This window comes from Plantactinospora sp. B6F1 (genome assembly GCF_040120695.1).
GTDB lineage: Bacteria > Actinomycetota > Actinomycetes > Mycobacteriales > Micromonosporaceae > Plantactinospora.
Genome location: NZ_JBEEAC010000017.1, coordinates 92,508 through 116,869, shown reverse-complemented (window position 1 = coordinate 116,869; position 24,362 = coordinate 92,508). Strand labels below are relative to the sequence as shown.

Annotated in this window: 24 protein-coding genes; 15 read left to right on the top strand and 9 right to left on the bottom strand. The window is 71.1% G+C overall.

The genetic code is table 11. From position 1 onward, the window contains the following. Position 1: 1 nt before the first annotated feature. A complete protein-coding gene (locus ABNF97_RS21635; RefSeq protein ID WP_165436851.1) occupies positions 2 to 1,447 on the bottom strand; it encodes a TIGR02710 family CRISPR-associated CARF protein in 1,446 nt (481 codons plus the stop codon). A 180-nt stretch (positions 1,448 to 1,627) separates the two neighbouring features. Here ABNF97_RS21635 and ABNF97_RS21630 point away from each other — a divergent pair, with 180 nt between their 5' ends. After that, entirely contained in the window at positions 1,628 to 3,886 is a 2,259-nt protein-coding gene (locus ABNF97_RS21630) for an alpha/beta hydrolase (RefSeq protein ID WP_349339585.1), read from the top strand. Here the strand turns inward: ABNF97_RS21630 and ABNF97_RS21625 are convergent. Continuing rightward, the gene (locus ABNF97_RS21625; RefSeq protein ID WP_130464690.1) at positions 3,883 to 4,149 is read right to left on the bottom strand and encodes a helix-turn-helix domain-containing protein; all 267 of its coding nucleotides are present in this window, start codon (positions 4,147 to 4,149) and stop codon (positions 3,883 to 3,885) included. The genes ABNF97_RS21630 and ABNF97_RS21625 overlap by 4 nt on opposite strands. A 75-nt stretch (positions 4,150 to 4,224) precedes the next feature. Between ABNF97_RS21625 and map the strand changes: the two genes are divergently transcribed. Together map and ABNF97_RS21615 are read left to right on the top strand one after the other, a co-directional pair. Beyond that, a complete protein-coding gene (map, locus tag ABNF97_RS21620) occupies positions 4,225 to 5,043 on the top strand; it encodes a type I methionyl aminopeptidase (protein WP_130464689.1) in 819 nt (272 codons plus the stop codon). Positions 5,044 to 5,113: 70 nt separating this feature from the next. Further along, positions 5,114 to 5,794, top strand: a complete 681-nt coding sequence (locus ABNF97_RS21615; protein ID WP_349339584.1) for a glycoside hydrolase family 11 protein — start codon at positions 5,114 to 5,116, stop codon at positions 5,792 to 5,794. A gap of 49 nt (positions 5,795 to 5,843) precedes the next feature. Here ABNF97_RS21615 and ABNF97_RS21610 read toward each other — a convergent pair whose 3' ends face one another. After that, positions 5,844 to 6,446, bottom strand: coding sequence for a methyltransferase domain-containing protein (locus ABNF97_RS21610; protein ID WP_130464687.1), 603 nt, complete (start codon positions 6,444 to 6,446; stop codon positions 5,844 to 5,846). A 96-nt stretch (positions 6,447 to 6,542) separates the two neighbouring features. Continuing rightward, positions 6,543 to 7,124 (bottom strand): MarR family transcriptional regulator, encoded by a 582-nt coding sequence (locus ABNF97_RS21605; protein ID WP_207230624.1) that lies wholly within the window; start codon positions 7,122 to 7,124, stop codon positions 6,543 to 6,545. 150 nt (positions 7,125 to 7,274) lie between these two features. On the opposite strand from ABNF97_RS21605, the gene ABNF97_RS21600 reads away from it, so the two are divergent. The 3 genes from ABNF97_RS21600 (at position 7,275) to ABNF97_RS21590 (ending at position 11,488) form a co-directional block, all read left to right on the top strand. Beyond that, the gene (locus ABNF97_RS21600; protein ID WP_349339583.1) at positions 7,275 to 9,338 is read left to right on the top strand and encodes an MMPL family transporter; all 2,064 of its coding nucleotides are present in this window, start codon (positions 7,275 to 7,277) and stop codon (positions 9,336 to 9,338) included. A gap of 118 nt (positions 9,339 to 9,456) precedes the next feature. After that, on the top strand, positions 9,457 to 10,887 hold the full coding sequence (locus tag ABNF97_RS21595; protein ID WP_502930536.1) for a cellulase family glycosylhydrolase: 1,431 nt from the start codon (positions 9,457 to 9,459) through the stop codon (positions 10,885 to 10,887). Positions 10,888 to 11,008: 121 nt separating this feature from the next. Then, complete coding sequence (locus ABNF97_RS21590) at positions 11,009 to 11,488, top strand: OsmC family protein (RefSeq protein ID WP_349339581.1); 480 nt, start codon at positions 11,009 to 11,011, stop codon at positions 11,486 to 11,488. Between the two features lie 33 nt (positions 11,489 to 11,521). On the opposite strand, the gene ABNF97_RS21585 is transcribed toward ABNF97_RS21590, so the two are convergent. Continuing rightward, positions 11,522 to 12,328 (bottom strand): GntR family transcriptional regulator, encoded by an 807-nt coding sequence (locus ABNF97_RS21585; protein WP_349339580.1) that lies wholly within the window; start codon positions 12,326 to 12,328, stop codon positions 11,522 to 11,524. Positions 12,329 to 12,914: 586 nt separating this feature from the next. On the opposite strand from ABNF97_RS21585, the gene ABNF97_RS21580 reads away from it, so the two are divergent. The 4 genes from ABNF97_RS21580 to ABNF97_RS21565 all read left to right on the top strand — a co-directional run bounded on the left by ABNF97_RS21580 (position 12,915) and on the right by ABNF97_RS21565 (position 16,269). Continuing rightward, positions 12,915 to 13,934, top strand: a complete 1,020-nt coding sequence (locus ABNF97_RS21580) for an ABC transporter substrate-binding protein (RefSeq protein ID WP_349339579.1) — start codon at positions 12,915 to 12,917, stop codon at positions 13,932 to 13,934. A gap of 167 nt (positions 13,935 to 14,101) precedes the next feature. Next, positions 14,102 to 14,890 (top strand): ABC transporter permease, encoded by a 789-nt coding sequence (locus ABNF97_RS21575; protein WP_349339578.1) that lies wholly within the window; start codon positions 14,102 to 14,104, stop codon positions 14,888 to 14,890. Positions 14,891 to 14,947: 57 nt separating this feature from the next. Continuing rightward, complete coding sequence (locus ABNF97_RS21570; RefSeq protein ID WP_349339616.1) at positions 14,948 to 15,349, top strand: cold shock domain-containing protein; 402 nt, start codon at positions 14,948 to 14,950, stop codon at positions 15,347 to 15,349. Between the two features lie 44 nt (positions 15,350 to 15,393). Continuing rightward, positions 15,394 to 16,269, top strand: a complete 876-nt coding sequence (locus tag ABNF97_RS21565; RefSeq protein WP_349339577.1) for a metallophosphoesterase family protein — start codon at positions 15,394 to 15,396, stop codon at positions 16,267 to 16,269. A gap of 38 nt (positions 16,270 to 16,307) precedes the next feature. Here the strand turns inward: ABNF97_RS21565 and ABNF97_RS21560 are convergent, their stop codons facing one another. Both ABNF97_RS21560 and ABNF97_RS21555 read right to left on the bottom strand, forming a co-directional pair. Beyond that, a complete protein-coding gene (locus ABNF97_RS21560) occupies positions 16,308 to 17,174 on the bottom strand; it encodes a class I SAM-dependent methyltransferase (protein WP_349339576.1) in 867 nt (288 codons plus the stop codon). Positions 17,175 to 17,620: 446 nt separating this feature from the next. Then, positions 17,621 to 18,343, bottom strand: coding sequence for a peptidylprolyl isomerase (locus tag ABNF97_RS21555; RefSeq protein WP_349339575.1), 723 nt, complete (start codon positions 18,341 to 18,343; stop codon positions 17,621 to 17,623). Positions 18,344 to 18,706: 363 nt separating this feature from the next. Between ABNF97_RS21555 and ABNF97_RS21550 the strand changes: the two genes are divergently transcribed. The 3 genes from ABNF97_RS21550 (at position 18,707) to ABNF97_RS21540 (ending at position 21,636) form a co-directional block, all read left to right on the top strand. Continuing rightward, complete coding sequence (locus ABNF97_RS21550; protein ID WP_349339574.1) at positions 18,707 to 20,113, top strand: sensor histidine kinase; 1,407 nt, start codon at positions 18,707 to 18,709, stop codon at positions 20,111 to 20,113. Then, positions 20,110 to 20,769, top strand: a complete 660-nt coding sequence (locus tag ABNF97_RS21545) for a response regulator (protein WP_130464677.1) — start codon at positions 20,110 to 20,112, stop codon at positions 20,767 to 20,769. Before ABNF97_RS21550 ends, ABNF97_RS21545 begins: the two co-directional genes overlap by 4 nt. Positions 20,770 to 20,859: 90 nt before the next feature. Further along, positions 20,860 to 21,636: an N-acetyltransferase gene (locus ABNF97_RS21540; RefSeq protein ID WP_349339573.1), complete on the top strand. Its 777-nt coding sequence runs from the start codon at positions 20,860 to 20,862 to the stop codon at positions 21,634 to 21,636. Here ABNF97_RS21540 and ABNF97_RS21535 read toward each other — a convergent pair. Together ABNF97_RS21535 and ABNF97_RS21530 are read right to left on the bottom strand one after the other, a co-directional pair. Further along, positions 21,614 to 21,802: a DUF397 domain-containing protein gene (locus tag ABNF97_RS21535; protein ID WP_130464675.1), complete on the bottom strand. Its 189-nt coding sequence runs from the start codon at positions 21,800 to 21,802 to the stop codon at positions 21,614 to 21,616. The genes ABNF97_RS21540 and ABNF97_RS21535 overlap by 23 nt on opposite strands. After that, positions 21,793 to 22,596 (bottom strand): helix-turn-helix domain-containing protein, encoded by an 804-nt coding sequence (locus ABNF97_RS21530; RefSeq protein ID WP_349339572.1) that lies wholly within the window; start codon positions 22,594 to 22,596, stop codon positions 21,793 to 21,795. The genes ABNF97_RS21535 and ABNF97_RS21530 overlap by 10 nt, the downstream gene beginning before the upstream one ends. Positions 22,597 to 22,962: 366 nt before the next feature. Here ABNF97_RS21530 and ABNF97_RS21525 point away from each other — a divergent pair, with 366 nt between their 5' ends. Then, positions 22,963 to 23,409, top strand: coding sequence for a hypothetical protein (locus tag ABNF97_RS21525; protein WP_349339571.1), 447 nt, complete (start codon positions 22,963 to 22,965; stop codon positions 23,407 to 23,409). A 247-nt stretch (positions 23,410 to 23,656) separates the two neighbouring features. Continuing rightward, complete coding sequence (locus tag ABNF97_RS21520; RefSeq protein ID WP_349339570.1) at positions 23,657 to 24,358, top strand: class I SAM-dependent methyltransferase; 702 nt, start codon at positions 23,657 to 23,659, stop codon at positions 24,356 to 24,358. The last annotated feature ends 4 nt before the right edge of the window (positions 24,359 to 24,362 follow it).

Below are 24,362 nucleotides of genomic sequence, written 5' to 3'. Positions count from 1 at the left end.
ATCACCGATCGTCGCGGAGGAAGCGGAGTTCGGCGCAGAGTTCGTCGACGTCGTTCCCGTCCCCGTGCAGCCCCCAGTACGCGGTGAGCAGCCCGGACGCCTCCGCCCGGAGCGACTCGGTGTGCTCGGCGGCGATCGGCTCGGTGCCGTGCGCCAGCACCGACTTGTTCCGGGCCCAGGTCCGGTCGCGCAGCTCGCGCAGCCGCCCCGGGTCGACCAGCCCGGTACGCCGGGCCAGCTCGTCGTCGAGCGAGGCGAGCAGGATCGCGGCGGCGAACAGGGTCAGCTTGTTGGGCGGCCCCGAGGGAGCGGGCGGGGTGAGCGACCGGGACACCTCCGCGTAGCCGGCCCGGACGTCGGCGGGGTCGCCGAGGTGGGACCAGTCGCAGTCGTCCGGGTCGAAGCCGGGGTAGCGGTGTCGCAGCCGACTGGTCAGGCACGCCTCGACGGTCCGGTAGAACAGCAGCGCCGCGAAGTCGTGCCGGCCGAGCTGCTGGTAGTGCAGTCCGAGCACGTAGAAGCAGACCACGAAGGCGGTGGCGTCGCCGTCGGCCAACCGGCGGGCGAACCAGAGCTGCCGGTCGATCGTCGCGGCGGTCTCCGGGTGGAGGTTCCGACGGCCCTGCCGGAGGCTCTGCTCCACCCCGGCGACCGCCGCCGGCAGTGCGGCCAGGTCCAGGTCGCACCAGGTCCGGTACAGCTCGGCGAGGGCACGCATCAGCCGGGCCCGGCCCGGTACCGCGATCCGTTCGGCGATCTCGTCGTAGCGGCGGCGGGCCGCCTCGAACGCGCCGGACCGGAACATCTCCAGGGCCCGGGCGAGCTCCTGCTCGCCGAAGAGCGTGGTCGGATTCTCCAGCGAGATCAGCCGGACCTCGCCGTGCCGGAGCTGCCGGGTCACCGGGTCGAACTGGTTCTCGACGTACGTCAGCCCGAGGTTGAGCTGCCAGGCGGCCAGCGCGGCGGCGGCACTCATCACCTTCCGGCCGCCGGTGATGTCGATGACCGCGTGCCGCCCGTCCCGTCCGGCCAGTTCCCGGGCGATCTGCTGGTACATGTCGAGCGGGTCGCTGGCGTCGACCAGGACGTGCCGGAAATCCTGGAACCGCAGCCGGTCCGGCCCGACCAGGCGCTGGCCGATCAGGTCCACACTGTCCGGTGCGTCCCTGGAGGTGATCACGACGAGCCGGCTCGGCCGGAGCAACTCGTAGGTGAGCACCGTCGGGGTGGCCGCGAAGCCGCAGAGGCTGATCAGCACGTCGACCCTGCGCCGGGGCAGGTGACTGGCGGCCCGGGCCCGGTCGACCGCGTCGGCGAGCAGGTGGTCGAGATAGTACGCGGTGGCCTGGAGCGCGGGGCTGCCGTCGGCGTACCGCTGCTCGCCATGCTCGATGCGGCGCATCGTCTCGACCCGTTCGGCAAAGGAGCCCGCTCCGTCAGACGGCATGCCCGACCCTATCGAACGGGGGTCTCCCATTGAACCTTTCTCAACCTGAACCGCGCGGCGCTCACACACCGCTCGTCATCGATTGACGCAATTGAATGCGTTGAGTATGTTAGCGATCACACCTGGCCGGGTGGCGGTGGTTGGCAGTTGCCCCAGCACAGCGCGCGAGGAGTTGAGGGAATGGCAGGAAGGCAGCAGTGGTGGCGGATGCGCCGCACCGGGGTACGCCGCTGCCTGGCAGTGTTCGGCACCCTCGTCCTGGCGGCGGCGGTCGTACCGGCCGGAGCCCAGCCGGCCGTGGCGGCGACCCCGTGGCTCACCGTGTCCGACGGCTTCGCGTCGTTCCGGGTTCCGGCGGCCGACCTCGAAAGCGCGTTCGGTACGGTGTCGAGCGTCGTCGTCGAGGCGGACTTCGGTCCGTCCTTCGCCATCGCGGACCTGGGCCTCGGTCGCTCCGGGGACGCCTGGACCTCGGTGATCGGCCCGCTGCGGCCGGGCCTGTACCACTACCGGATCCGGGCCGACGGCACCAAGCTCCTCAAGGACCAGACCAACGCCACCACGGTCACCTCCGACCCGACCTGGAGCACGTTCCTCGTCCCGGGTGACTCCGCGAGCCTGCTCGCGGACGTGCCCGCCGGTCAGGGCGGCACCCTCGGCACCGTCAGCTACCCGGCCGGGCCGCGGCAGGCGCGGTCCGCCACCGTGTGGACCCCACCCGGCTACGACGCGCACCGGAGACACCCGTACCCGGTGCTCTACCTCCAGCAGGGCGCGGACGGCAGCCGTACCGACTGGCTCGACCTCGGACGCGCCAAGCAGATCCTCGACAACCTCGCCGTGCGGCGGCGGATCGAACCCATGGTGGTCGTACTGGGCGACGGCAACGGCCGCGACTTCCGGCAGGAGCTACGCGCCATCGCACGGGCGGTCCGGCGCGAGTACAACATCGCGGATGACCCCGCGCGCCGGGCACTCGCGGGCGCCTCGGCCGGCGGAACCCAGGTGCTGCGCTCCGTCCTCACCCATCCCGGGGAGTTCGGCTACGTGGGCTCGTTCGCCGGCCCGCTGACCGACGAACACCTCCGGATCAACGGCCGGGCCGTCAACGCCGGAACCCGGCTGCTGCGCCTGTACACCGGGAACATGACCGACCCCGCCCACAACCCGACCTACCGGACCCTGCGCACGCTCGACCGGTCCCGGGTCCGGCACGACTTCGACGGGGTGAACCCGGACGACGGCCACACCTGGAACGCCTGGCGGGAGAATCTGGCGGACTTCCTGCCGCGGTTGTTCCGGCCGGTTCACGACCACCGTCCGAGCGTCGGTCACCTGCCGTTGATCCGCGAGTTCGCGACGCCGGCTCCGGGCAGCACGCCGACGCCGTGGCTCACCCAGGACGCCAACGGAGACACCTTCGTCACCGTCGAGACGGGCAGCGAGTTCGCGAGCGCGGGCCGGGTGACCCTCTGGGGCAACTGGGCGCCGGGCGGAAGCTGGGTCAATGTTCCGCTCACCCGTACCGGTGACCGGTGGCGGGGGACCGTGGGTCCGCTCAAGCCCTGGTTCTACTACTACAAGTTCATCGTCGACCTGGTGTCGAAGAAGGACACCGCGAACCCGACGCAGATCACCTCGGAACCGACCTGGAGCACGTTCCTCGCCCCCGGCCGGGCCGCCCGTCCGCTGACCGACGTCCCGGCAGGTCGGGGCGGCACGCTCGCGACGCTGACCTACCCCAGCACCGTGGTCGCGGCCGAACGTACCGCGTACGTCTGGACACCGCCCGGCTACGACCCCGCCCGCCCGGAGCCGTATCCGGTGCTGTACCTCCAGCACGGCGGCGGCCAGAACTACACCGACTGGGTGGAGATGGGCCGCGCCAAGCAGATCCTCGACCGCGGCTTCCGCGACGGGAAGCTTGTGCCGATGGTGGTGGTGATGGGCAACGGCAACGTGCCGGACTTCGGGAAGGAGTTGCTGGAGAACATCGTCCCAGCGGCCCGGGCGGCGTACCACATCTCCCACGACCCGGCGCGGCAGGCGCTCGCCGGCCTGTCCATGGGCGGGTTCCAGGCTCTCGACATCCTCCGGACGCACCCCGGTGAGTTCGCGTACATCGGCACGTTCTCCGCGGGGGTCTTCAACTCCACCGGCTTCGACGTCGCGGCAGTCAACGACGGCACGAAGCTGCTGCGGATGTACACCGGCAACGTGACGGACTTCGTCTATCCCATCGTGCTCTCCACGATGGCGACCTTCGACACCCTCGGAATCCGGTACGAGTTCGCCGGGGTGACGCCGGGTCCGCACGGCTGGGACGCGTGGCAGAAGAACCTCATCGACTTCGCGCCGCGACTGTTCCAGCCCGACGGTGCTGACGGGGCGGCGTTTCCGGGGCGTCGGCCGGCGCCCCGGAGCGGTCCCGGCCGCTAGGACGCCTGCCGGATGGGCATACCGGCCAGCCAGACGTCGGCCAGGTCACCGAGGGGCACGTCGAGGGCCTGGCTGAGGCAGACCACGGTGCCGAACGCCGGTGCGGGCAGGCGGCCCGCCTCGATCTTGCGTAGCGTCTCGGGGGAGATGCCGGCTGCCAGGGCCACCTCGACGAGGCTGCGGCCGGCCCGCGCGGCCCGGAGGGCGGCCCCGAGGCGCTGGCCCGCGGCGATCTGTTCGGCGGTGAGTGGTTGGCGAACCATGCCGGCAGGATATCCCTTCGGAGCGGCGCACCGTGGCGTGGTATAAAAATACCGCACAGGGAGAGGGAGGCCGCGATGATCGAGCTCAAGTCCGACGAGGAGATCGGCCGGATGGCGGTGGCCGGCCGGTTCGTCGGCGAGTTGCTCGCCGAGCTGAGGGCTGTCGCCGCGGTCGGCGTCAACCTGATGGACCTCGAACACCACGCACGCGGGCGGATCAGGGAACGCGGCGCCGAATCCTGCTACTGGGACTACGCCCCCTCGTTCGGCCGCGGCCCGTTCCGCAACGTGCTCTGCCTGTCGGTCAACGACGCGGTGCTGCACGGGCTGCCGCACGACTATCGGCTGCGCGACGGTGACCTGGTCAGCATCGACATGGCGGTCGGCATCGACGGCTGGGTCGCCGACTCGGCGCTCTCCGTCGTCGTCGGCACCCCGGACCCGGCCGACCTGAGGCTGATCGAGGCCACCGAGGTCGCGCTGGCGGCCGGCATCGCCGCCGCCGAGCCCGGCGGCCGCCTCGGTGACATCTCCGCCGCGATCGGCGAGGTCGCCCGCTCCTACGGCTACGGCGTCAACCGGGAGTTCGGTGGGCACGGCATCGGCCGCACCATGCACGAGGCCCCGCACCTCGCCAACCGGGGCCGGGCCGGTCGCGGCCTGAAACTGGAGCCGGGCCTCACCATCGCCATCGAGCCCTGGTTCTGCCGATCCACCGACAAGGTCGTCTTCGACGAGGACGGCTGGACGATCCGCTCCGCAGACGGCTCCCGCACCGCCCACTCCGAACACACGGTCGCCATCACGGCTTCCGGCCCCCGGGTTCTGACCCGTCGCCCCGCTCGCGGTGCCACCTCGGCCGACCTCACCGGGAAGCCCGCCACGGCCGCCTGACCCACGCCCCGCCTCGGAGAGGCGACTCCGGCCATTGACAGTGTCATTGAAATCTTTCGATACTGTTGCCATGGACCACGCCCGCACCCGCCCGATCGGCCGGCGGAGTTTCCTCGGCGGTGCCGGCGCACTGGGACTGGTCGCGGCCACCACGATGTCGCCCGCCAGCGCCAGTGCCGCGACGACCGTCACCACAGTCCAAACGGGAATGAACAACGGCTTCTACTACTCGTTCTGGACCGATGGCGGTGGATCGGTCGCCATGACCCTGGACTCGGGCGGCAGGTACCGCACCACGTGGACCGACTGCGGGAGCTTTCTCTGCGGCAAGGGCTGGAGCACCGGCGGACGCAGGAGTGTGGACTACTCCGGCAGCTTCGACCCGTCCGACGGTTATCTGGCGCTGCACGGATGGACGGCCAACCCACTCGTGGAGTACTACATCGTCGACAACTGGGGCAGCTACCGGCCGATCGGTCGGCACCTGGGCACGGTCACCAGCGACGGCGGCACGTACGACATCCAGCTGACGACGCGATACAACGCCGCCTCCGTCGAAGGCATCACCACGTTCCACCAGATCTGGAGTGTCCGGCAGTCGAAGAGGACGGGCGGGACCATCACCACGGGCAACCACTTCGACGCGTGGGCCCGCAACGGCATGAACCTGGGCCACTTCCGCTATTACATGATCCTCGCAACGGTCGGATACCAGAGCAGCGGCAACTCCGACCTGACCGTGGGCGGCTGATCCCGCGACGGGCCGCCGGGCGTGACCGGGTGGCCCGCCCCTGTGCCGGTCATCGCGTCGGTCTGGCGGTGACGCAGGTGAGCATCCGGCCGTGCCCGCGCGGCTCCATGGCCCTGGTGGTGGCGAACCCGTGCGCGCGGAGCAACCGCTCGGTCGAGCCGAGGTGCGCCGTGGGGTGCGCGGACCCGGGCCGCTCGCCGAAGACGTAGAGCTTCCCTCCCGGTGCCAGCAGGCTCCGCATCCGATCGATCTGCTGGGCTGCGGCACCCAGCCAGAACAGGTTGACGTTCACCGCGAAGATCTTGGTGAAGTAGCGGGTCGGTAGGTCGACCGAGGCGAACTCCGCGTACCGGATCTCGGCCGTGCCCGCCCGGATGTGCCGGGCGTTGCGTTCGGTCGCGACCCGCGCCATCGTCGCGGCGCGGTCGATCGCGACGATCCGGCCGGATTCGAGCCGGCTGGCGACCAGGGACACGGCGACACCGCGACCGCACCCGATCTCCAACAGCTGATCGTGGGGTGCGACGGCCATCGTCCTGACCGCCCAGCGCTGTCGGTAGGTGGCCGCCGCGTGCTGAGCCGACGCCTCCGGCGACGGGGCGGGGTCGGCAGCGGCGAGACCAGGATCGGGGGTCGGCAGTGTGCGGTTCACAACGTCACTCGCGGGGCGGGATTCTGCGCGCACATCTGATTGGACCTCTCTGGGGCGGCCGGATGCACCGTGTCCTCGGTCACCGCCGGACGGGGGTCACGTACCCGGCGGCGCCGTCCCGGAACCGCTCTCCGGGGCCTTCTTCGGTCGACCAGTGCGGATCCGGCGTGCCGTCGAGGCTTCGGCGCGCAACTCGTCCCGATGCTCCCGGGCGGTCCCCACCATGGCCGTCAGGAACCGCTGCACGGTCTCGAGCTCCTCGTCGTCGAAACCCCGCATCACCTGCTCGGTACGCCGGGCGAGCGGGGCGAAGAATTCGCGGGCGACGGCGACACCGGGTTCGGCGTACCGGAGGAAGATCTTGCGACGGTCGGCGGTGTCGCGGTCCCGGTAGACGTGGCCGGCGGCTTCGAGGCGGTCGACGACGCCGGTCACCGAGCCGGAGGAGAAGTTGAGTTCGGCGCGCAGGTCGCTGGGGGTGAGCGGTCGGCCGGCGAGTTCGGCCTCCATCACCACCAGCAGCGCGTGCAGATCGGCGTGCCCCAGTGCGTAGCGGGCGGCGAAGGACTCGCCGATGTGCTGGGCATGGGCGACGTAGAGGTGCAGTTGGCTCACGATCGAGCTGATCAGGCGGGCGCGGGGCTCGTCGGGGCGCTGGAAGATCGTGTCGGCCAACATCTGCCCCCTCTCCGGCCGCCCGACACTATACCGCTGGCCAAGCAGCTCGCGGAGCGGCTATCTCGGCGGACGAGATAACTCTATGCCAAGATGCTTTCCTGACGAGGTTATCGGTCGGGGAGGGCTGGGCTCGTGGGCGGTGGAGAGCGGTTGATCGGCACCATCCTGAAGACGATCACCGGCCGGGTGGGAGCGTGGTTGGTCCTGTCCGTGGTGGTGCTGGCATCGGCCGTGGTGATCGCGTTCGGCGGCAGCGCCACCACCGACGACGATCCGGCCGGCGGGCTGCCCGCAGACGCCGAGTCCGCGCGGGTCGAGGCGCTGCGGGACCGGTTACCCAGCGGGCAGCTCAACCCCGCCCTCGTCGTCTACGCCCGGGACGGCGCCGCGCTGACCGAGGCGGACCGACGGGTGATCGCGACCCAGTCGACCCGGTTCGCGGCGCTGGCCGAGGGCGGCCGCGTCGGGCCGCCGGTGACGGCCCCGGACGGGCAGGCGGCGCTGGTCGCCGTACCGCTGGCCGCCGAGCGGTCGGTGGACGAGACCATCGACCGGGTCACCGAGGTACGCGACGTCGCCGCCGACGGGCTGCCGGCCGGGCTCACCGCGCAGGTCACCGGCGGGGCCGGCTTCCAGGCCGACATCGCCTCCTCGTTCTCCGGAGCCAACGTCACACTGCTGGCGATCACCGTGCTGGTGGTGGCGGCGCTGCTGCTCGTCACCTACCGCAGCCCGTGGCTCTGGCTCGTCCCGCTGGCCGCCGTCGGTCTCGCCGACCTGGTGACCAACTCCGTACTGGCGCTGCTCAGCCGCGAGGCCGGGCTGCGGCTGGACCCGTCCACGATCGGCATCGTCGACGTCCTCGTCTTCGGCGCCGGCACCAACTACGCGCTACTGCTCATTTCCCGATACCGCGAGGAACTACGCCGGCACGACGACCGGCGCGAGGCGATGCGCCGCAGCCTGCGCTCGGCCGGACCGGCCATCGCCGCCAGCGCGATGACGGTGACGCTGAGCCTGCTCACCCTGCTCGCCGCACCGCTGACCACGAACCGGACCCTCGGGGCCGCCGGAGCGATCGGCATCTCCGTCGCCGCCCTGTTCAGCCTCGTGGTGCTTCCCGCCGCGCTGGTCGTCTGCGGACGCCGGCTCTTCTGGCCGTTCGTGCCGCGCCCGGGGCAGCCGGTCCGGCACCAGGGGATCTGGGCCCGCGCCGGCTCCGTCGTCGCCGCCCGGCCCCGGACGATCACCGCCCTCTCGCTGGTCCTCCTCGCCATCCTGGCCGCCGGCCTGGCGGACGCGCGGCTCGGGCTGAGCCGGACCGAGCAGTTCCGGGTACAGGCCGAGTCGATCGAGGCGCTGGAGACCCTGAGTCGGCACTTCCCGGCCGGTGCCGCCGATCCGACCGTGGTGGTCGCCCGGGCCGACCGGCAGGCCGAGGTGCTGGCCGCCGTCACCGGTACCCCGGGGGTCGCCCAGGCCCGTCCGGCGGAACAGGGGGAGGGCCTGGTCGCCGTTGACGTCGTACTGGAGGCCGAGCCGGACAGCCGGGCGAGCTACGACACGATCGAGGCGTTGCGTACGGCCGTGCACGCCGTACCGGACGCCGATGCGCTGGTGGGCGGGGCGGTCGCGGCGAACCTGGACACCCGCACGGCGTCGATCGACGGGCTGCGTACGGTCGTACCGCTCGTCATCGGTGTGGTGTCGGTGATCCTCGTGCTGCTGCTGCGGGCCCTCGTCGCCCCGCTGGTCCTGGTCGGCACGGTCATCGCGACGTACTTCGCGGCGCTGGGCGTCGGCAATCTGCTCTTCGTGCACGTGCTCGACTACGCGGCCCTGGACACGCAGGTCCCGTTGCTGTCGTTTCTCTTCCTGGTCGCCCTCGGGGTGGACTACAACATCTTCCTCTCCACCCGGGCCCGGGAGGAGGCGGTCGAGGAGGGGACCCGCCGGGGTGTGCTGACCGCGCTCGCGGCCACCGGCGGGGTGATCACCAGCGCCGGGATCCTGCTCGCGGCGGTCTTCGCGGTGCTGGGCGTACTGCCCCTGGTCACGCTCACCGAGATCGGCGTCATCGTCGGGGTGGGCGTACTGCTGGACACGCTGCTGGTGCGTACCCTGCTCGTTCCGGCGATCGCGACGCTGCTCGGGGAGCGGTTCTGGTGGCCGGGGCGACCGCACCGGGGCGGTCGTGTTGCGGGACACAGTTAGTCGTCCTTATAGTTCGACGGAAGTGGATGGCTTGCCGGGTGCCGGTCGGGCCGCCGCCGTCGAGTGCGTTGAGGACAGCCGAGTGCCCGGAGGAATCGTGAGGCGTACCCGCAGACTGCTGCTGCTGGCCGGGCTCGTCGCGGCGGTCGCGGCCGCACCCGTGGCGGTGGTCGCCCAGGCGGCGGTGGCCCCGGCCGCCGCGACCCCGACCGCCTCGTTCAGCAAGGTCTCCGACTGGGGCTCGGGCTGGGAGGGCCGCTACACCATCACCAACGGCGGCAGTACCACGATCACCTCCTGGCGGGTCGAGTTCGACCTGCCGGCCGGAACGACGGTCGGTGCGCACTGGAACGCCACCCGGTCCAGCAGTGGCCAGCGCCACACCTTCGGCAACCTGTCCTGGAACGGCCGGATCGCCCCCGGTGCCTCGGTGACCTTCGGGTTCATCGGAGCGGGCCCCGGCGCCCCGAACGGCTGCCAGCTCAACGGCCAGCCCTGCGGCGGCGGCAGCGGCCCCACCCCGACTCCGACGGCCACCGCGACTCCGACGCCGACCCAGACTCCGACGCCGACCCCGACCGCCACTGCGACCCCGACCCCGACGGTGCCGCCGGGGAGTACCCCGGTGGCGGCGAACGGGCAGCTCCGGGTCTGCGGGCGGCAGCTCTGCAACGCCGCCGGCAAGGCGATCCAGCTGCGCGGGATGAGCACACACGGTCTCCAGTGGTACGCCAACTGCGCCACCCCGGCCTCGCTGGACGTACTCGCGCAGGAATGGCGGGCCGACGTGCTGCGGATCTCGATGTACATCCAGGAGGGTGGCTACGAGACCGACCCGCGCCGCTTCACCGACCTGGTGCACGAATACATCGAGCTGGCCACCGCCCGGGGCATGTACGCCATCGTGGACTGGCACATGCTGACTCCCGGCGACCCGAACCACAACCTGGAGCGGGCGCGTACCTTCTTCGCGGAGGTCGCCGACCGGCACCGGGCGAAGAACAACGTGATCTACGAGATCGCGAACGAGCCGAACGGGGTCGCCTGGAGCGCCATCAAGAGCTACGCCGACCAGGTCATCCCGGTGATCCGGAGCCGGGACGCCGACGCGGTGGTGCTGGTCGGCACCCCGGACTGGTCGTCGCTGGGTGCCTCCGGCAGCGGCGGCGGAGCCGACGTGATCGCCGCGAACCCGGTCGACGCGACGAACGTCATGTACGTCTTCCACTTCTACGCCGGATCGCACGACGACTACTACCTGGACACGGTGAGCGCGGCGGCGGACCGGCTGCCGCTCTTCGTCACCGAGTTCGGCACCCAGGACTACTCCGGCGACGGCCCCAACGACTTTGTCATGGCCCAGCGCTACCTGGACCTCCTCGCCAGCCGGAAGATCAGTTGGGTGAACTGGAACTTCTCCGACGACTTCCGCTCCGGTGCCGTCTTCACCCCCGGCACCTGTGCGGCCGGCGAGTTCGGCGGCACCGCACGGCTGAAGGAGGCCGGGGCCTGGATCCGGGATCGGATCCGCACCCCGGACGACTTCTAGCGCCTTCCGGAGCCGGGCCCCGGCGTCCCCTTACCGTTCTCGGCTACCACCCCACCGGGGGGTGGTAACGGGCGCACACTCGGCTGGTCGATACTCGCGGCAGCGAGCCGAGGAGGAGACAGTGCCGAGAAGTCATGACTACCCGTTGACCGTCACCTGGACCGGAGCCGGCGAGGCCGGCACGGTCAACTACCGCGACTACGGCCGGGACCACCTGGTCGAGGCCGAGGGCCGGGCGCCGCTCCCCGGTTCCGCCGACCCGACCTTCCGGGGCGACCCGACCCGGTGGAATCCCGAGCAGCTGCTGGTCGCCGCGCTGTCCCAGTGCCACATGCTGTCGTACCTCAGTCTCTGTGCCCGGGGCCGGGTGGTGGTCACCGGGTACGTCGACGAGGCGGTCGGCACGATGGTCGAGAGCGGCGACGGCGGCGGCGCTTTCACCGAGGTCGTGCTCCGGCCCCGGGTGACGGTGGCCGCGCCGGAGATGGTGCAGCGGGCGACCGAGCTGCACGAGCAGGCACACCGGCTCTGCTTCATCGCCAGCTCGGTCAACTTCCCCGTGCGGCACGAGCCGGTGGTGGAGGTCGCCACCGACGGCTGAGCGCCGAGCCCTGCCCCGGCCCGGACGGCTGGATCAGGCCCGGCCGCCCCGGCGCCGGATCGCGGTGGCGGTTCTGGTCAGAGTGGACTCGACGTGCCCGAGGTGTCGCCGCATCGCGGCCTCGGCGGCGTCCGGGTCCCGGGCGGCGATCGCCTCGACGATCGCGGTGTGTTCCTCGAAGGACAGGGTGGGCCGGCCGGGCACCAGGATGGTGCGGTACTGGAAGCGGACGAGCTGGGCCCGGAGCCCGGTGATGAGCCGGGCCGCGGTCTCGTGCCGGGACGCCGCGATGATCGCGGCGTGCAGCTTGGCGTTCCCCTCGGAGTAGCCGAGCAGGTCGTCCTGCTCCAGCTTCCGGGCCATCCTGGCGAGCGCACGGCGGATCGTACTGATCTCCCGGGCGGTGGCGTTCAGCGCGGCCTGACGCGCCGTGAGCGCCTCCAGCACAGCCCGGACCTGGAGGATCTCGACCGCCTCCTCCTCGGTGACCAGCCGCACGTGCGCGCCCCGGTTCGGGGTGAGCACGACCAGCCCGTCCTGGGCCAGCCGGACCAGTACCGTCCGGACGGTCGCCCGGCTGACCTGTAACCGGTTCGCCAACTCGACCTCGATCAGCCGCTCGTTGGGCATCAGCTCGCCCCGGTGGATCTGCTGCCGTAGTCGGTCGTACGCCTCGTCCGCGGACCGGTTCGGGCCGCGCCGGCCGGCCGTCGGCGGTGCCGGGGCGTTGGACGGGCCGGCGGGGTCGCCGGGCTCCGGTTGGCCGACCGCGGTCGGCTGCCGGGCACGCCGCGGACGACCTCGGCCGGTTGGCGCTTCCTTCGGTGGGAATTCAGTCATGATCTAGTCGCCGATGCGGTCTATGGCCGGTCAATCCGGGCGCGAATCTGTCGTAGGTCCAGCATCTGTCAACATTCGGGCGATTCTGACGGCACTCGCGACGAAAACGCTCGGGACCGCGAGACTGGGACGTCGGGTCTGTGTAGTCCGCCGTGTCGACGGGACTATGCACGCGTCGGACCCTGGCTGGAGTGTGCCCGCCAACGGGGCGGTACACCGGCGGGATGGGGCCGGCGTCGATCGGGTCGGCCGGGTGCCGACCCCCCGCCAATCCCCAGCTCAGTACGGCTGACCGCAACGTTGTCTCCCGAATTATCAACAATATTGCGGACAGGTTGGCTGCTCGTCCTGCCGAATGTCAAACATCGTGAGCTGCTGATATCTGCCGTGTGGTAAGCGACCACGCACCTGCTTGCCTGAATCTTGACCGGATCTTGTCGATGACATTTCGGACAAGGCTCATTTACGATTCTCGACCGAACGAGGGCCGGCAGTGCCGGATACGTGCCGAGGGGTCGCGGCGCGCTGTTCGCGCGGGAGGCGTCGATTGCCGCCCTCGGGTCCATTCCACAAGCGGGAGGCACACATGATCACACGTTCACGCCTGCTCGCCGCGGCGTTTCTGGCGGCGGCGCTGGCGGTCACGAGCGGGTGCAGCGGGGACTCCGGAAGGGACGCCGAAGCGTCCAAGAAGGAGCCGGATAAGGTTGGCTACATCACCGCCTTCGGCGCGGTCGGCCGGGACGCGTTCGTCTGGGTGGCCAAGGAGAAGGGCTACTTCGCCGAGGCCGGCATCGAGGTGGACATCCAGAAGGGCGCGGGCAACGTCCCGAACCTGACGGCGCTGAAGGCCGGCAAGGTGCAGTTCGGCGCCCTCGACTTCACCGGTGCGGTCATCCAGGCGGGTAAGGGCGAGTTCACCGACTGGCGGGCGATCGCCGCGGTGCACCAGCAGACGCTGATCTCGGTGATGACCACCAAGGACACCAACATCAGCACCCCGAAGGACCTGGAAGGCAAGACCATGGCGACCGGCGCCGGCTCGGTCACCGAACTGCTCTTCCCGGCGTACGCCCGGCTGGCCGGTGTCGACGTCGCCAAGGTGAAGGTCCAGGGTGTCAAGGCCACCACGCTGAACGGCCTGATGGCGTCCCGGAAGGTCGACGCGCTCGGCACCTTCCTGCTCAGCCGCACGGCACTGACGAACATCTCCAAGAAGGAGGTGGTGGTGCTGCCGTACAGCGACTACCTGCGGGACCTGTTCGGCAACGCGGTGATCACCACCCCGGCCCTGATCGAGAAGAACCCGGACCTGGTCCGCCGGTTCACCGCTGCGCTGCTGAAGGGCCTGCAGTACTCGATCGAGCACCCGGAGGAGGCGGCGCAGATCCTCAACAAGGCGGAGCCGAGCTACGCCGTGCCCTCCGGGGTCGGGGAGATCAAGTCGATGACGCCCTACGTGGCACCGGCCGGCGGCGCGCCGATCGGGTTCATGGACGAGCAGCGGGTGATGCGGACCATCGCCGTGATGCAGGGCGCCGGTCTCATCCCCGCGGGACTGACCCCGGAAAAGGTCGTCGACTTCAACTTCGTACCGAAGGCCTGAGGGTCGAGGGCCTCGTACCGGACCCTGACGGCTCGATCGGTGCCGGACCCGGATCGGGACGGCGGTCGCCTCGGCCGCCGTCCCGGACCGTCCACGCCGTCCCCGGCCGCGCACCGGCCCGGCCGCCGGCCACTCTCACCAGCCGCGTCACCCCATAGGAGGCCGTGATGACCAGATCGCCGACGAACACCCGCCCGGCCCGGCTCTGGTCGAACGTCGGGCTGCCCGTGTTGGGTGCCGTGTTGGCGATCACCCTCTGGTGGCTGATCGCCGTACTCTTCAACATCTCGTCGTTCTTCCTGCCGACGCCGGCGGACGTGGTCGACGCCTCCCGCAGACTGCCCAGCTATCTGCTCGCGGAGACCTGGGTGACCCTGGTGGAGACGGTGATCGGGTTCGGCATCGCCGCCAGCACCGGACTGCTGGTCGCGCTGCTGCTGGCGGCGTCCCGGACGGTCGAGCGGATGACCATGCCGCTGATAGCGGCGGTCAACGCGGTACCGAAGGTGGCGCTCGCGCCGCAGCTGCTGGTCTGGATCGGCTTCGGGCCGGAACCCAAGATCATCATGGTGATCCTGCTCTGTTTCTTCCCGATCCTGGTCTCCGCGATGGCCGGGCTCACCTCGACCCCGAACGAACTGCGCGAGCTGGTGCACTCGCTCTCCGCCTCCTGGTGGCAGACCTTCGTCAAGGTACGACTCTCCTGGGCGCTGCCGCAGATCTTCGTCGGGTTCAAGGTGGCGATGTCGCTGGCGATCATCGGCGCCGTCATCGGCGAGCTGGTCAACCCCGACCGAGGGCTCGGCTCGGTCATCGTCAACTCCGCTACCTCCGCCGACACCCCGCTGGCGTTCGCCGCGCTGACCCTGTTGGCGTTGATGGGCGCGGGGCTGTTCTACCTGGTGGTGGCGATCGAGCGGCTCGTCGTACCGTGGGCGCGGGCGATCACGTCGTAGTGCGGGCGAACATGTCGTAGTGCGGGCGAGCATGTCGTGGTAGGGGTGGCGGTGGTTGTGGTGGCGTCGGGAAAGTTGCTCAGGTTCGACGAGGTGCGTGGCTACGGCTTCATCGCCCCCGACAGCGGGGGCGAGGACGTCTTCGTGCACGCCAACGACTTCGGCGAGGACAAGCACCTGATCCAGCCGGGGATGCGCCTGGAATACGAGGTCGAGCAGGGGGAGCGCGGGCTGAAGGCCTCGGCGATCCGGATCACCGACCGACCGGCCGCCCCGCCACGCCCCGGCCGGGCGGCCGGCGACGAGGAGCTCTGCGACGTACTTTCCGCAGCCGAGTTCAGCGGCGAGATCACCGAGCTGCTGATCGAGAAGGTACCGTCGCTGACCGGTGCCCAGATCGGCGTGATCCGGCAACTGCTGGTCGGGCTGGCCCGGTCGCACGGCTGGGTCGAGCCCTGAGCGCGACCGGCCGGGCCGGCGTACCGGGCCGGTAGGATCGCCCGATGGCCATCTCGGGTACCGGCGGCACCCTGCTGGCCGTCAGCGACCTGCACGTCGGTTACGCGGAGAACCGGAAACTGGTCGAGGGCTTCGTGCCGGACTCGGAGGACGACTGGCTGCTGGTGGCCGGCGACGTCGCCGACCGGGTGGAGGACGTCTACTGGGCGCTGCGGCTGCTGAAGGAGCGCTTCGGCACGGTGGTCTGGGTGCCCGGCAACCACGAGCTGTGGACACCCCGCCAGGACACCGTCCAGTTGCGCGGAGTCGCCCGGTACGAGTTGCTGGTCGAGATGTGCCGGCGGATCGGGGTGATCACCCCGGAGGATCCGTACCCGGTGTGGACGGGTGCGGGCGGGCCGGTGACCGTGGTACCGCTCTTCCTGCTCTACGACTACACCTTCCGGCCGGCGGGCGTGCAGACCAAGGAGGCGGGGCTGGCACTGGCACAGGAGGCCGGGATCGTCTGCACCGACGAGCTTTTCCTGCACCCCGACCCGTACCCGAGCCGGGAGGACTGGTGCGCCGCCCGGCTGGAGTACACCGAACGCCGGCTGGCCGAACTCGCACCCGACACCCGGACCGTCCTGGTCAACCACTTTCCGCTGGTCCGCGAGGTCACCGAGGTCCTGCACTATCCGGTTTTCGCGCAGTGGTGCGGCACGGTGCACACCGCCGACTGGCACCGGCGCTACCGGGCCGCCGCCGTCGTCTACGGGCACCTGCACATCCCCCGGGTGAACTGGTTCGACGGGGTCCGCTTCGACGAGGTGTCGCTCGGCTATCCACGGGAGTGGCAGCAGCGGTCGAAGCCGCCACGCGGCCTGCGGCCGATCCTGCCGGTCGAGGCGGCGGAACGCGACGCCGACCTGGCCTGGTGAGGTCCCGGTACCAGGGGGCGTCGGTCAGCGGGTGCCGTTCAGCGGGTGCCGGCCGGTTGCTCGGTGCGGCGCATCCAGAACGCGCCGGTGGGCAGGCCTCGGAGTTCGGGCGGTAGCACCTCCGGGCGGCACGACCAGAGCCACGAGGTGAAGAGCAGCACCCGCCAGGCCGCGTTGTCGGTGAGGAACGCCCGGAGCAGGTAGACCTCGGTCCAGTCCCGACCCTCCCGGAGCCACCGCTCGGGATACTCGAACGGCCAGTGGATGTCGTGGATGTGCACGATCACCCCCGGACGCAGCGTGGGCAGGACGTGCAGCAGCAGCCAGACGACGTCCGAGCCGGCCTTCGCCACGTGTGTCGAGTCGATCAGCAGGATGTCCCCGGAGTCGAGCCTGGCGAAGCTGGACCGGTCGACGTCCTGGACCCGGCGCTGCACCAGGTCGACCCGGTCCCCGGGGCGCAGCCGGGAGCGTAGCCGCTCCGGATGGGGTTCGACGCAGGTGATCCGCAGCTCCGGCAGGTATCGGTCGGCGACATCGAGGGCGACCGCGGTGGAGTAGCCGGAGCCGACCTCGATCAGCCGGGCCGGTCGGTGATGTCGCAGCATCGCGTGCAGCACGGCGGCATCGGCGCGGCCGTACATGCCGTTGTGGTCGTGCCAGCGGTCGCTGGGGAGTTCGCGCATCAGTGGACCGAGCTCGGTGGCCAGTCGGAGTTGTTCCGGCTCTCGCAGGTCGACACCGACCGGGGTCAGCTCGCGCCAGCCGATCGCGGTCGCCCGGTCGGCCGGCGAGGTGGCCGGCGAGTAGAAGTGCCCGGGTTTCACGTAGGGCGGCCTGCTGAGGGCGGCGCTGACTCCCCGGGCACGCCGGACGACCTGCGTCTGGAACTCTCCAACAGCCATGCGGGGAATTCTGTCCTTTATGGCGATACTTTCGCTAGTACCGCGCAAAATCGGAACTTCCGTGTCTCGTCGGGGCAGCAGCCGAGCCGATCTCCCGAGAATCGGTCGTTGACCAGCGAATTCAAGGTTCTTGCCGGCTATACGCCAGGTCGCTGGGGCACCCTCGGAGCCAGGGATGGCCGGTCGGAGTCCCGACGGCGTTGCGGCGGGAAGCCCGACAGGATCGGAGGAGGTCCAGGGATGACGGTGAGGCGAGGACGCATGTCGACCGGATCGACCAGCGGTCACGGACGTAGCCAGGACCCGTGGTGAAGTCGAGCAGTTGATGACACCGGTACCCCGGTGACGCACCAGCCCGCCCTCCGCTTCCGGGCAGGCGGGGGCGGGCTGGTGCGGTTCGGTCAGTCCACGGCGGGCTGGCGCGGTTCGGTCAGCCCACCAACCGGTCAGGCCACGGAGAGGCTCTGGATCGTGATCCCGACCTTCGGCGCACCGCCGCCGGCCGTGATGGAGTTGTCGTGGCCGCCGGCCGCCACCCGATCCACCACGTCGAGGCCGGTGGTCACCGTGCCGAACGGGGTGTAGAGCGGCTGGAGCCCGCTCGAACTGTCCCGGAAGATGATGAAGAACTGGCTGCCGTTGGTGCCCGGCTGCCCGGTGTTCGCCATGGCCACCACGCCGCGACCGTACTGCGCGCCGGTCAGGTTCTCGTCGGCGAACTTGTAGTCCGGTCCGCCCATTCCGGTGCCGGTCGGGTCACCGCACTGGAGCACGAAGATCCCCTCGGTGACGAGGCGGTGGCAGCTGCTGCCGTCGAAGAACTTCCGCTCGGCGAGATGCTGGAAGCTCGCCACGGTGCACGGGGTGCGGGCCCGGTCCATGCTGATCGCGATCTCGCCGAGGTTGGTGCTCAGCCGCATCGTGGCGGTGCCGGTCTGCGGCGCGGCCTCGAAGTCGGGCAATCCGACCGCCCTGGTCTGGTCGTGTGCCGGGGTGATGCTGCCCGCACACTGCGCCGACGCGGTGCGCGATCCCGGCTCCGGGGTGCTTCCCGTACCCTCGCCGCCCGCCTCCGAGCTGCCGCCGTCGTCGCCGAGCTGCGTGTAGTAGACCACCAGGCCGGCGCAGCCGAGGCCCAGGCAGAGCACGATCGCCACGGCCGCGGCCACCAGGCCGATCATCAGCGGGCGTCGGCTCCGCGGCGGTGGCGTTCCCGGCTGGTACGGCGGAGCGGGCGGGACGGCCCCGGCCGGCGGCGGTCCGGCCGGGTATGGTCCGGCTGACGATGGCCCGGCCGGGTACGGCCCGGCTGGTGGCCCGGAATGTGGCGGGTCCGACGGTGGAGGTTCGCTAGACGGCTGGCTCACCGGGTCAGCCTACCGACAGGAGCCGATATGTTCTCGGCTCGTTCGGGCGTGGGCGGGCCGGGCGCGGGCCCCAGGGCGGGGGCGCTGGGCGGCGCGTGCTACCCGACAGCGAGCACCTCGGCGGGAACCCACGGCGCCCCAGCCGTCCCGAGGCAGAATGGCCGGGTGACGCTCCGGGCCGCCCTGGCGCCGCTGACCAGCGGCGCTACCTACCGCCGAGCGGTGTTCCTGCTGCTCGGCGGGGTCCTGCTGCTGCCGTACCTGCTGCTCGGCACCGTCTTCGCCGAGATGCTGCGGACCGACGCAGTACCCCGACCGGCCGTGCTGGTGTTGATCGCGGTCGCGACGGCGATCGCCGCCGTACCGCTGTTCCTGCGCGGCACCCGGGCGCTGGAGATCGCCGCCGCGCGGGCCCTGCTCGACGTCGAACTGCCCGAGCCGGCCACCGACGGCGGGATCGACCGGGAGAGCCGGCTGCGCTGCGCCCTCTGGATCGGCATCCACCTGCTCTCCGGCGGCCTGGTCGGGTTCGCGCTGATCTCGGCCCTGCCGATGGCGCTGCTCTTCCTCTTCGCACAGCTCGGCGTCAGCAAGGAGGCCGTCCGCGACCTGGCGGTCGGCCCGTTCGGCGGCTGGCATCCGGGCTGGCTCAGCCTCGTCGGGGCCGGCATGCTGGTGCTGCTCGGCTACGCCGTCGCCGGGCTGGGCGCGCTGGCCAGGCTGATGGCCCCGGCGCTGCTCGGCCCGTCCCCGACCGAGCGGATCGCCGCGCTGGAGCAGCAGGCCAGCCGGCTCGCCGAACGCAACCGGCTGGCCCGGGAACTGCACGACTCGGTCGGTCACGCGCTTACCGTCGCCACCCTCCAGGCGGCAGCCGCTGGCGAGCTGCTGGAAACCGACCTGGAGTTCGTCCGGCGGGCGCTGCGGGCGATCGAGGAGACCGGCCGGGCGGCAATGGCCGACCTGGATCACGTCCTCGGGCTGCTCCGGCGGGGTGACGCCGAGTCGCCCGGCGACGCGGGCCCGCCCGGCGGTGACGGCCAGCGGCCAGGCGACGGCGATCCGCCGGGCGACGGCGCGGTGCGGGCGCCGCAGCGTACCCTCGACGAGTTGGACCGGCTGGTGGCCGACACCCGGGCGACCGGGCTGGCGGTCACCGTCGAGCTGGCCGGCGACCTCGGCGCGGTGCCGGCGGTGGTGGCCCGGGAGGGCTACCGGATCGTCCAGGAGGGGCTGACCAACGCGGCCCGGCACGCCGCCCGGCGGCCGGTGACCCTGCGGGTCGCTGCCCACGACGACGGCCTGGAGATCGAGTTGGTCAACGCGCTCGGCGAGCCGTCCGTGGCGGCCCGGGGCCGTCCCGGTCCGGGGCAGTGTCGGGGGCGCGGGCTTGCCGGCATCCGGGAGCGGGTGGTCCTGCTCGGCGGTCGGGTCAGCGCCGGCCCGGAGGAGGGCGACTGGCGGGTCGCGGTCTGGCTGCCGACCACAACGGCCGGACCCCCGGCTCCGGTGGCGGAGCGACCGAGGCCGGTGCCGGAAGAGCGGCGGCGGCGCGGAACGGAGCAGACATGACCATCAGCGTGCTGGTCGTCGACGACGAGGAGCTGATCCGGGTCGGCCTGCGAGCCATCGTCGACGCGCAGCCGGACCTGACCGTCGTCGGCGAGGCCGCCGACGGGGCCGAGGTGCCGCCGCTGGTCGCCAGGCTGCGGCCCGACGTGGTGCTGATGGACGTTCGGATGCCGGCCATCGACGGCATCCAGGCCACCCGGCACCTGCTCGCCACCTCGGCCGACCCGCCCCGGATCCTGGTGATCACCACGTTCGAGAACGACGAGTACGTCTACGAAGCGCTCCGGGCCGGCGCACACGGCTTCCTGCTGAAGCGGGCCCGACCGGCCGAGGTGGTGGACGCGATCCGGGTGGTCGCCAAGGGCGAGTCGCTGCTCTTTCCGGCAGCGCTCCGCCGGCTCGTCGCGGCACACGCCTCCGGCCCGGCCGGTGACCGGCTCGGTCGGGCCCGGCTGACCGAGCGGGAGGGGGAGGTGCTGCGGCTGATGGCCACCGGCCTGTCCAACTCCGAGATCGCCACCGAGCTGGTGCTCGGGGTCGAGACCGTCAAGACGCACGTCGGCAACGTACTGGCCAAGCTCGGTGCCCGGGACCGGACCCAGGCGGTGATCGCCGCGTACGAGGCGGGGTTCGTGGTGCCGTCGCCGGACGGCTGAGAGATCACCTGTCATCCAGGTGGCGCGGGTTGGGGCGGCGTACGCCAAATGCCTGGCTCGAACTTCCTGGTCATGGCAGTATGCCCGGTCGTGACAGACCTCGACGGCATCCAGATCAGCACGCTCGCCGAGCGCCCGGAGTTGACGGCCCGGATCTACGAGATCACCGACACCTGGCCGGTCTTCTCCGGCGAGGACCTGATGGCGAGCGCACTGCACCTGCGAGTGCCCGGGGAGTTTCCGGAGTACTGCGTCGTGGCGACGGACGGCGGCCGGGTCGTCGCGCGCGGGCTCGCCGTCCCGTTCAACGCCGTGTTGAAAGGGCGGGAGGAGTTGCCGGCGCAGGGCTGGGACGTGGTGCTGGTCTGGGCGTTCAACGACCGGCGCCGGGGCAACCCGCCGACCGTCGCCAGCGCGCTGGAGATCACGATCGACGTCGACTATCTCGGCCGTGGCCTGTCCCGGCACATGGTCGCCGCGCTGCGGCAGGCGGCCGGGCAGCAGGGCCACGACGCGCTGCTCGCACCGGTCCGCCCGACGGCCAAGCACCTGCAACCCCACCTGCCGATGAGCGAGTACGTCCGGCAACGGCGCGACGACGGACTGCCGACCGACCCGTGGTTGCGGGTGCACGTCCGGGCGGGCGGCACCATCGAGAGGATCGCCCCGGCGTCGATGACGGTGGCCGGGTCACTGGCCCAGTGGCGGGAGTGGACCGGGCTACCCTTCGACCGCGACGGCGACATCGAGATCCCCGGCGGGCTGGTCCCGGTGCGCTGCGCCCTCGCACACGACTACGCCGTCTACGTCGAACCCAACGTCTGGGTACGCCACCCCACCCGCCCTACCGCCGGGTCAGGTCGCTGACGAAGGCCCGCCAGGCCTCCGGCCCGAAGGCCAGCGCCGGCCCACCCGGATCCTTGCTGTCCCGCACGGCCACGACGCCGCTCAGGTTGTCGGCGACCTCCACGCAGTTGCCGCCGGTGCTGTTGCTCCGGGTGCTCTTACGCCACTTGGCGCCGGTCAGCTCCATGTCTCCGCCACCTCCGCGATCAGGTCGAGCGACTGCTGGTGCGGCAGTGCCACGCTCCGGACGGTTTCCCAGACATCGATCATATAGTTCACGTAGTCCGACCGGTCGTCCATCTGACCGTGCCGGTGCCCGTCGAAGTAGACGACCGGTTCACCCAGCGGGGGAGTTGCCAGCACGAACGAGCCGTCCAGCCCCGCGTAGGAGCCGGCCGAGGCGGGCACGACGTGGATCTTCACCTGCGGCACGTTCGTGCCGGTCTTGACCAGGTGCAGCAACTGCTCGCGCATCACCGTCCGGTCGCCGATCGGGCGGCGAAGCACGTATTCGTCGAGCACGAAGGTGAGCAGCGGCGGCTTGGCTCGGGACAGGATCTCCTGCCGGTCCAGTCGGGCGGTCACCTGCTCCTCGATCTCTTCGACGGAGAGCAGCCCCGGCCCGGACAGAACCGCGCGGGCATATGCCTCGGTCTGCAACAGTCCTGGCACATAGGCCGGCTCGAACGAGCGCAGTGCCTTCGCCTCCTGCTCGATGCCGGCCCATTCGCGGAAGTACTGGACGACGATCTCTCGGCTGATCCGCTTCTGGATGCGTACGAAGCGGCCGTCGGTGTCGAAGACGGTGTCGCAGCGCCGGGCGAAGTCGAGGCTCGGCCGGCGATCGCAGCTCTCCACCTTGGCGACCATCGGCTGGGAGTAGTTGATCGCCTCGGCCAGCGCCGTCTGGGACATGTTGGCGGCGTTGCGGGCGAGCCGTAACTCCTCGGCGAAGTGTTCGAGCATCGGGGAGCGTTCCATGACTCCTCCATGACGAAGGGGATACCGGCGGGATAAGCGCGGATACGTACGGGTCGTACCGATCGAGAAGCTCCTCAGCGTAGTGCCATCCACAGCAGAGTGTCACTAGCGGAACCGCTCGGAGCCATGGCCTCGGAAAGGACGGGCGGAACCGCGCGGGGGCCGTCGGTTTCCCTTCCCCACCCGAGGCGGCCCCCGCTTCCACCATCGAGGAGGTAACCGGGTGTGAGCTGGTTTCGACGTACGCCGAGAATTCACCGCCGGGACTGGCGGCGGCTCTGGCGGTACTGCCGGTGCGGGCACCGGTGGGGTTGCCTCGGCACGCTTCCGCCGCCGATGCCGGCGTCGCCACCACCGCTGCCGCCCTTGCCCAGACCGTCGGTGCGTGGCCGGGTACGGCCGGCGAACCGGGGACACCTCCGCGTCTGGAACGCCCCGCCGGGCTCGAACGGTGACCGGCACGCCGACCGTCGCGGGCCCGCCGAGGTCGGCCGGTCCACGGGTGAACGGTCGGGGCGGGCGCATCTGCCGCAACGGCCGATCTGGCTGTGTCGGGCCTGCGGGGCGGCCTGGCCCTGCCCGGCGGCGCGCTCGCTGCTGCCGCTCGACCACCCGCGTGATCCGGCCGGCCTGACGACCTGGCTGGCCGAGGCGTTCGCGACGGCGATGCGGGACCTCTACCTGCTCAACCCCGACCCGGGGCCGGATCCGGCCCGGATGTATGCCCGGTTCTTCGGCTGGGTGACCCCGCGCCTGGACATCATCCGGCGGCGGGAGGCGTCCGGCTCGGTCGGGCAGCCGGGCGAGGGGTAGGGGCTCTTCGAAGCCAATGGCCGGCTGCTGGGCCTTTACAGTCCGGTCGCGCAGCGGGCTGAGCGGGACGTCACGGACGGAGATTCGCGGGGACAGGCGTCCCTGGCCCCCATACCCATCCGGGTGCTGGCGGCCCTGTTCGGCACTGGGTGAACAACCGCATCCGCAAGCTGGCGGGGCCCTCCGCGAGCCGGTTAGCTGAGGATGCGGGTCATCAACCAGGGAACAGGTGGGAGGAAACGCCGCCGTGCCACCGCCGCCCGAGGAGGTCATCGCCGGCCAGGCCGTCTACAACCGGCCGATGCTCGCCGGCTACGACGTGCTCGTGCTGGGCTTCCACTGCCGACTCGTCTGGCGGTGCGCCAAGCGGGACATGCTGGACAACTACCGGCGCAACATCGGAGCCCGGCACGTCGAGTTCGGCCCCGGCACGGCATACTTCCTGGACCGGTGCGGCTTCCCGACCGCGACACCGGAACTGACCCTGGTCGACCTGAACCCGACCGTGCTGCGGGTCAGCGCCGCCCGGGTGGCCCGCTATCACCCGACCGTGGTGCGGGCGGACGTGCTCCAGCCACTTCCCTTCGACGACGGCAGGCTCCGGACCGGTCACTACGACTCGGTCGGCGCCAACTTCCTGCTGCACTGCCTGCCCGGCTCCTGGGCGGAGAAGGGCGTCGTTTTCGACAACGCGGTGGCGGCCCTCCGACCCGGCGGGCGGATCTTCGGCAGCACCATCCTCTCCTCCGGAGTGCCGGTTAGCGTCCCGGCGCGGCGGCTGATGAAGGTCTACAACGCTCGGGGGATCTTCCACAACACCGATGACGACCTGGCCGGGCTCCGCTGGCAACTCGACCAGCGGTTCACCGACATCCAGCTCACCGTACGCGGCTGCGTCGCCCTCTTCGAGGCCAGCAAACCGGGACCGACGGAGGAACCGGCCGGCTGACTTG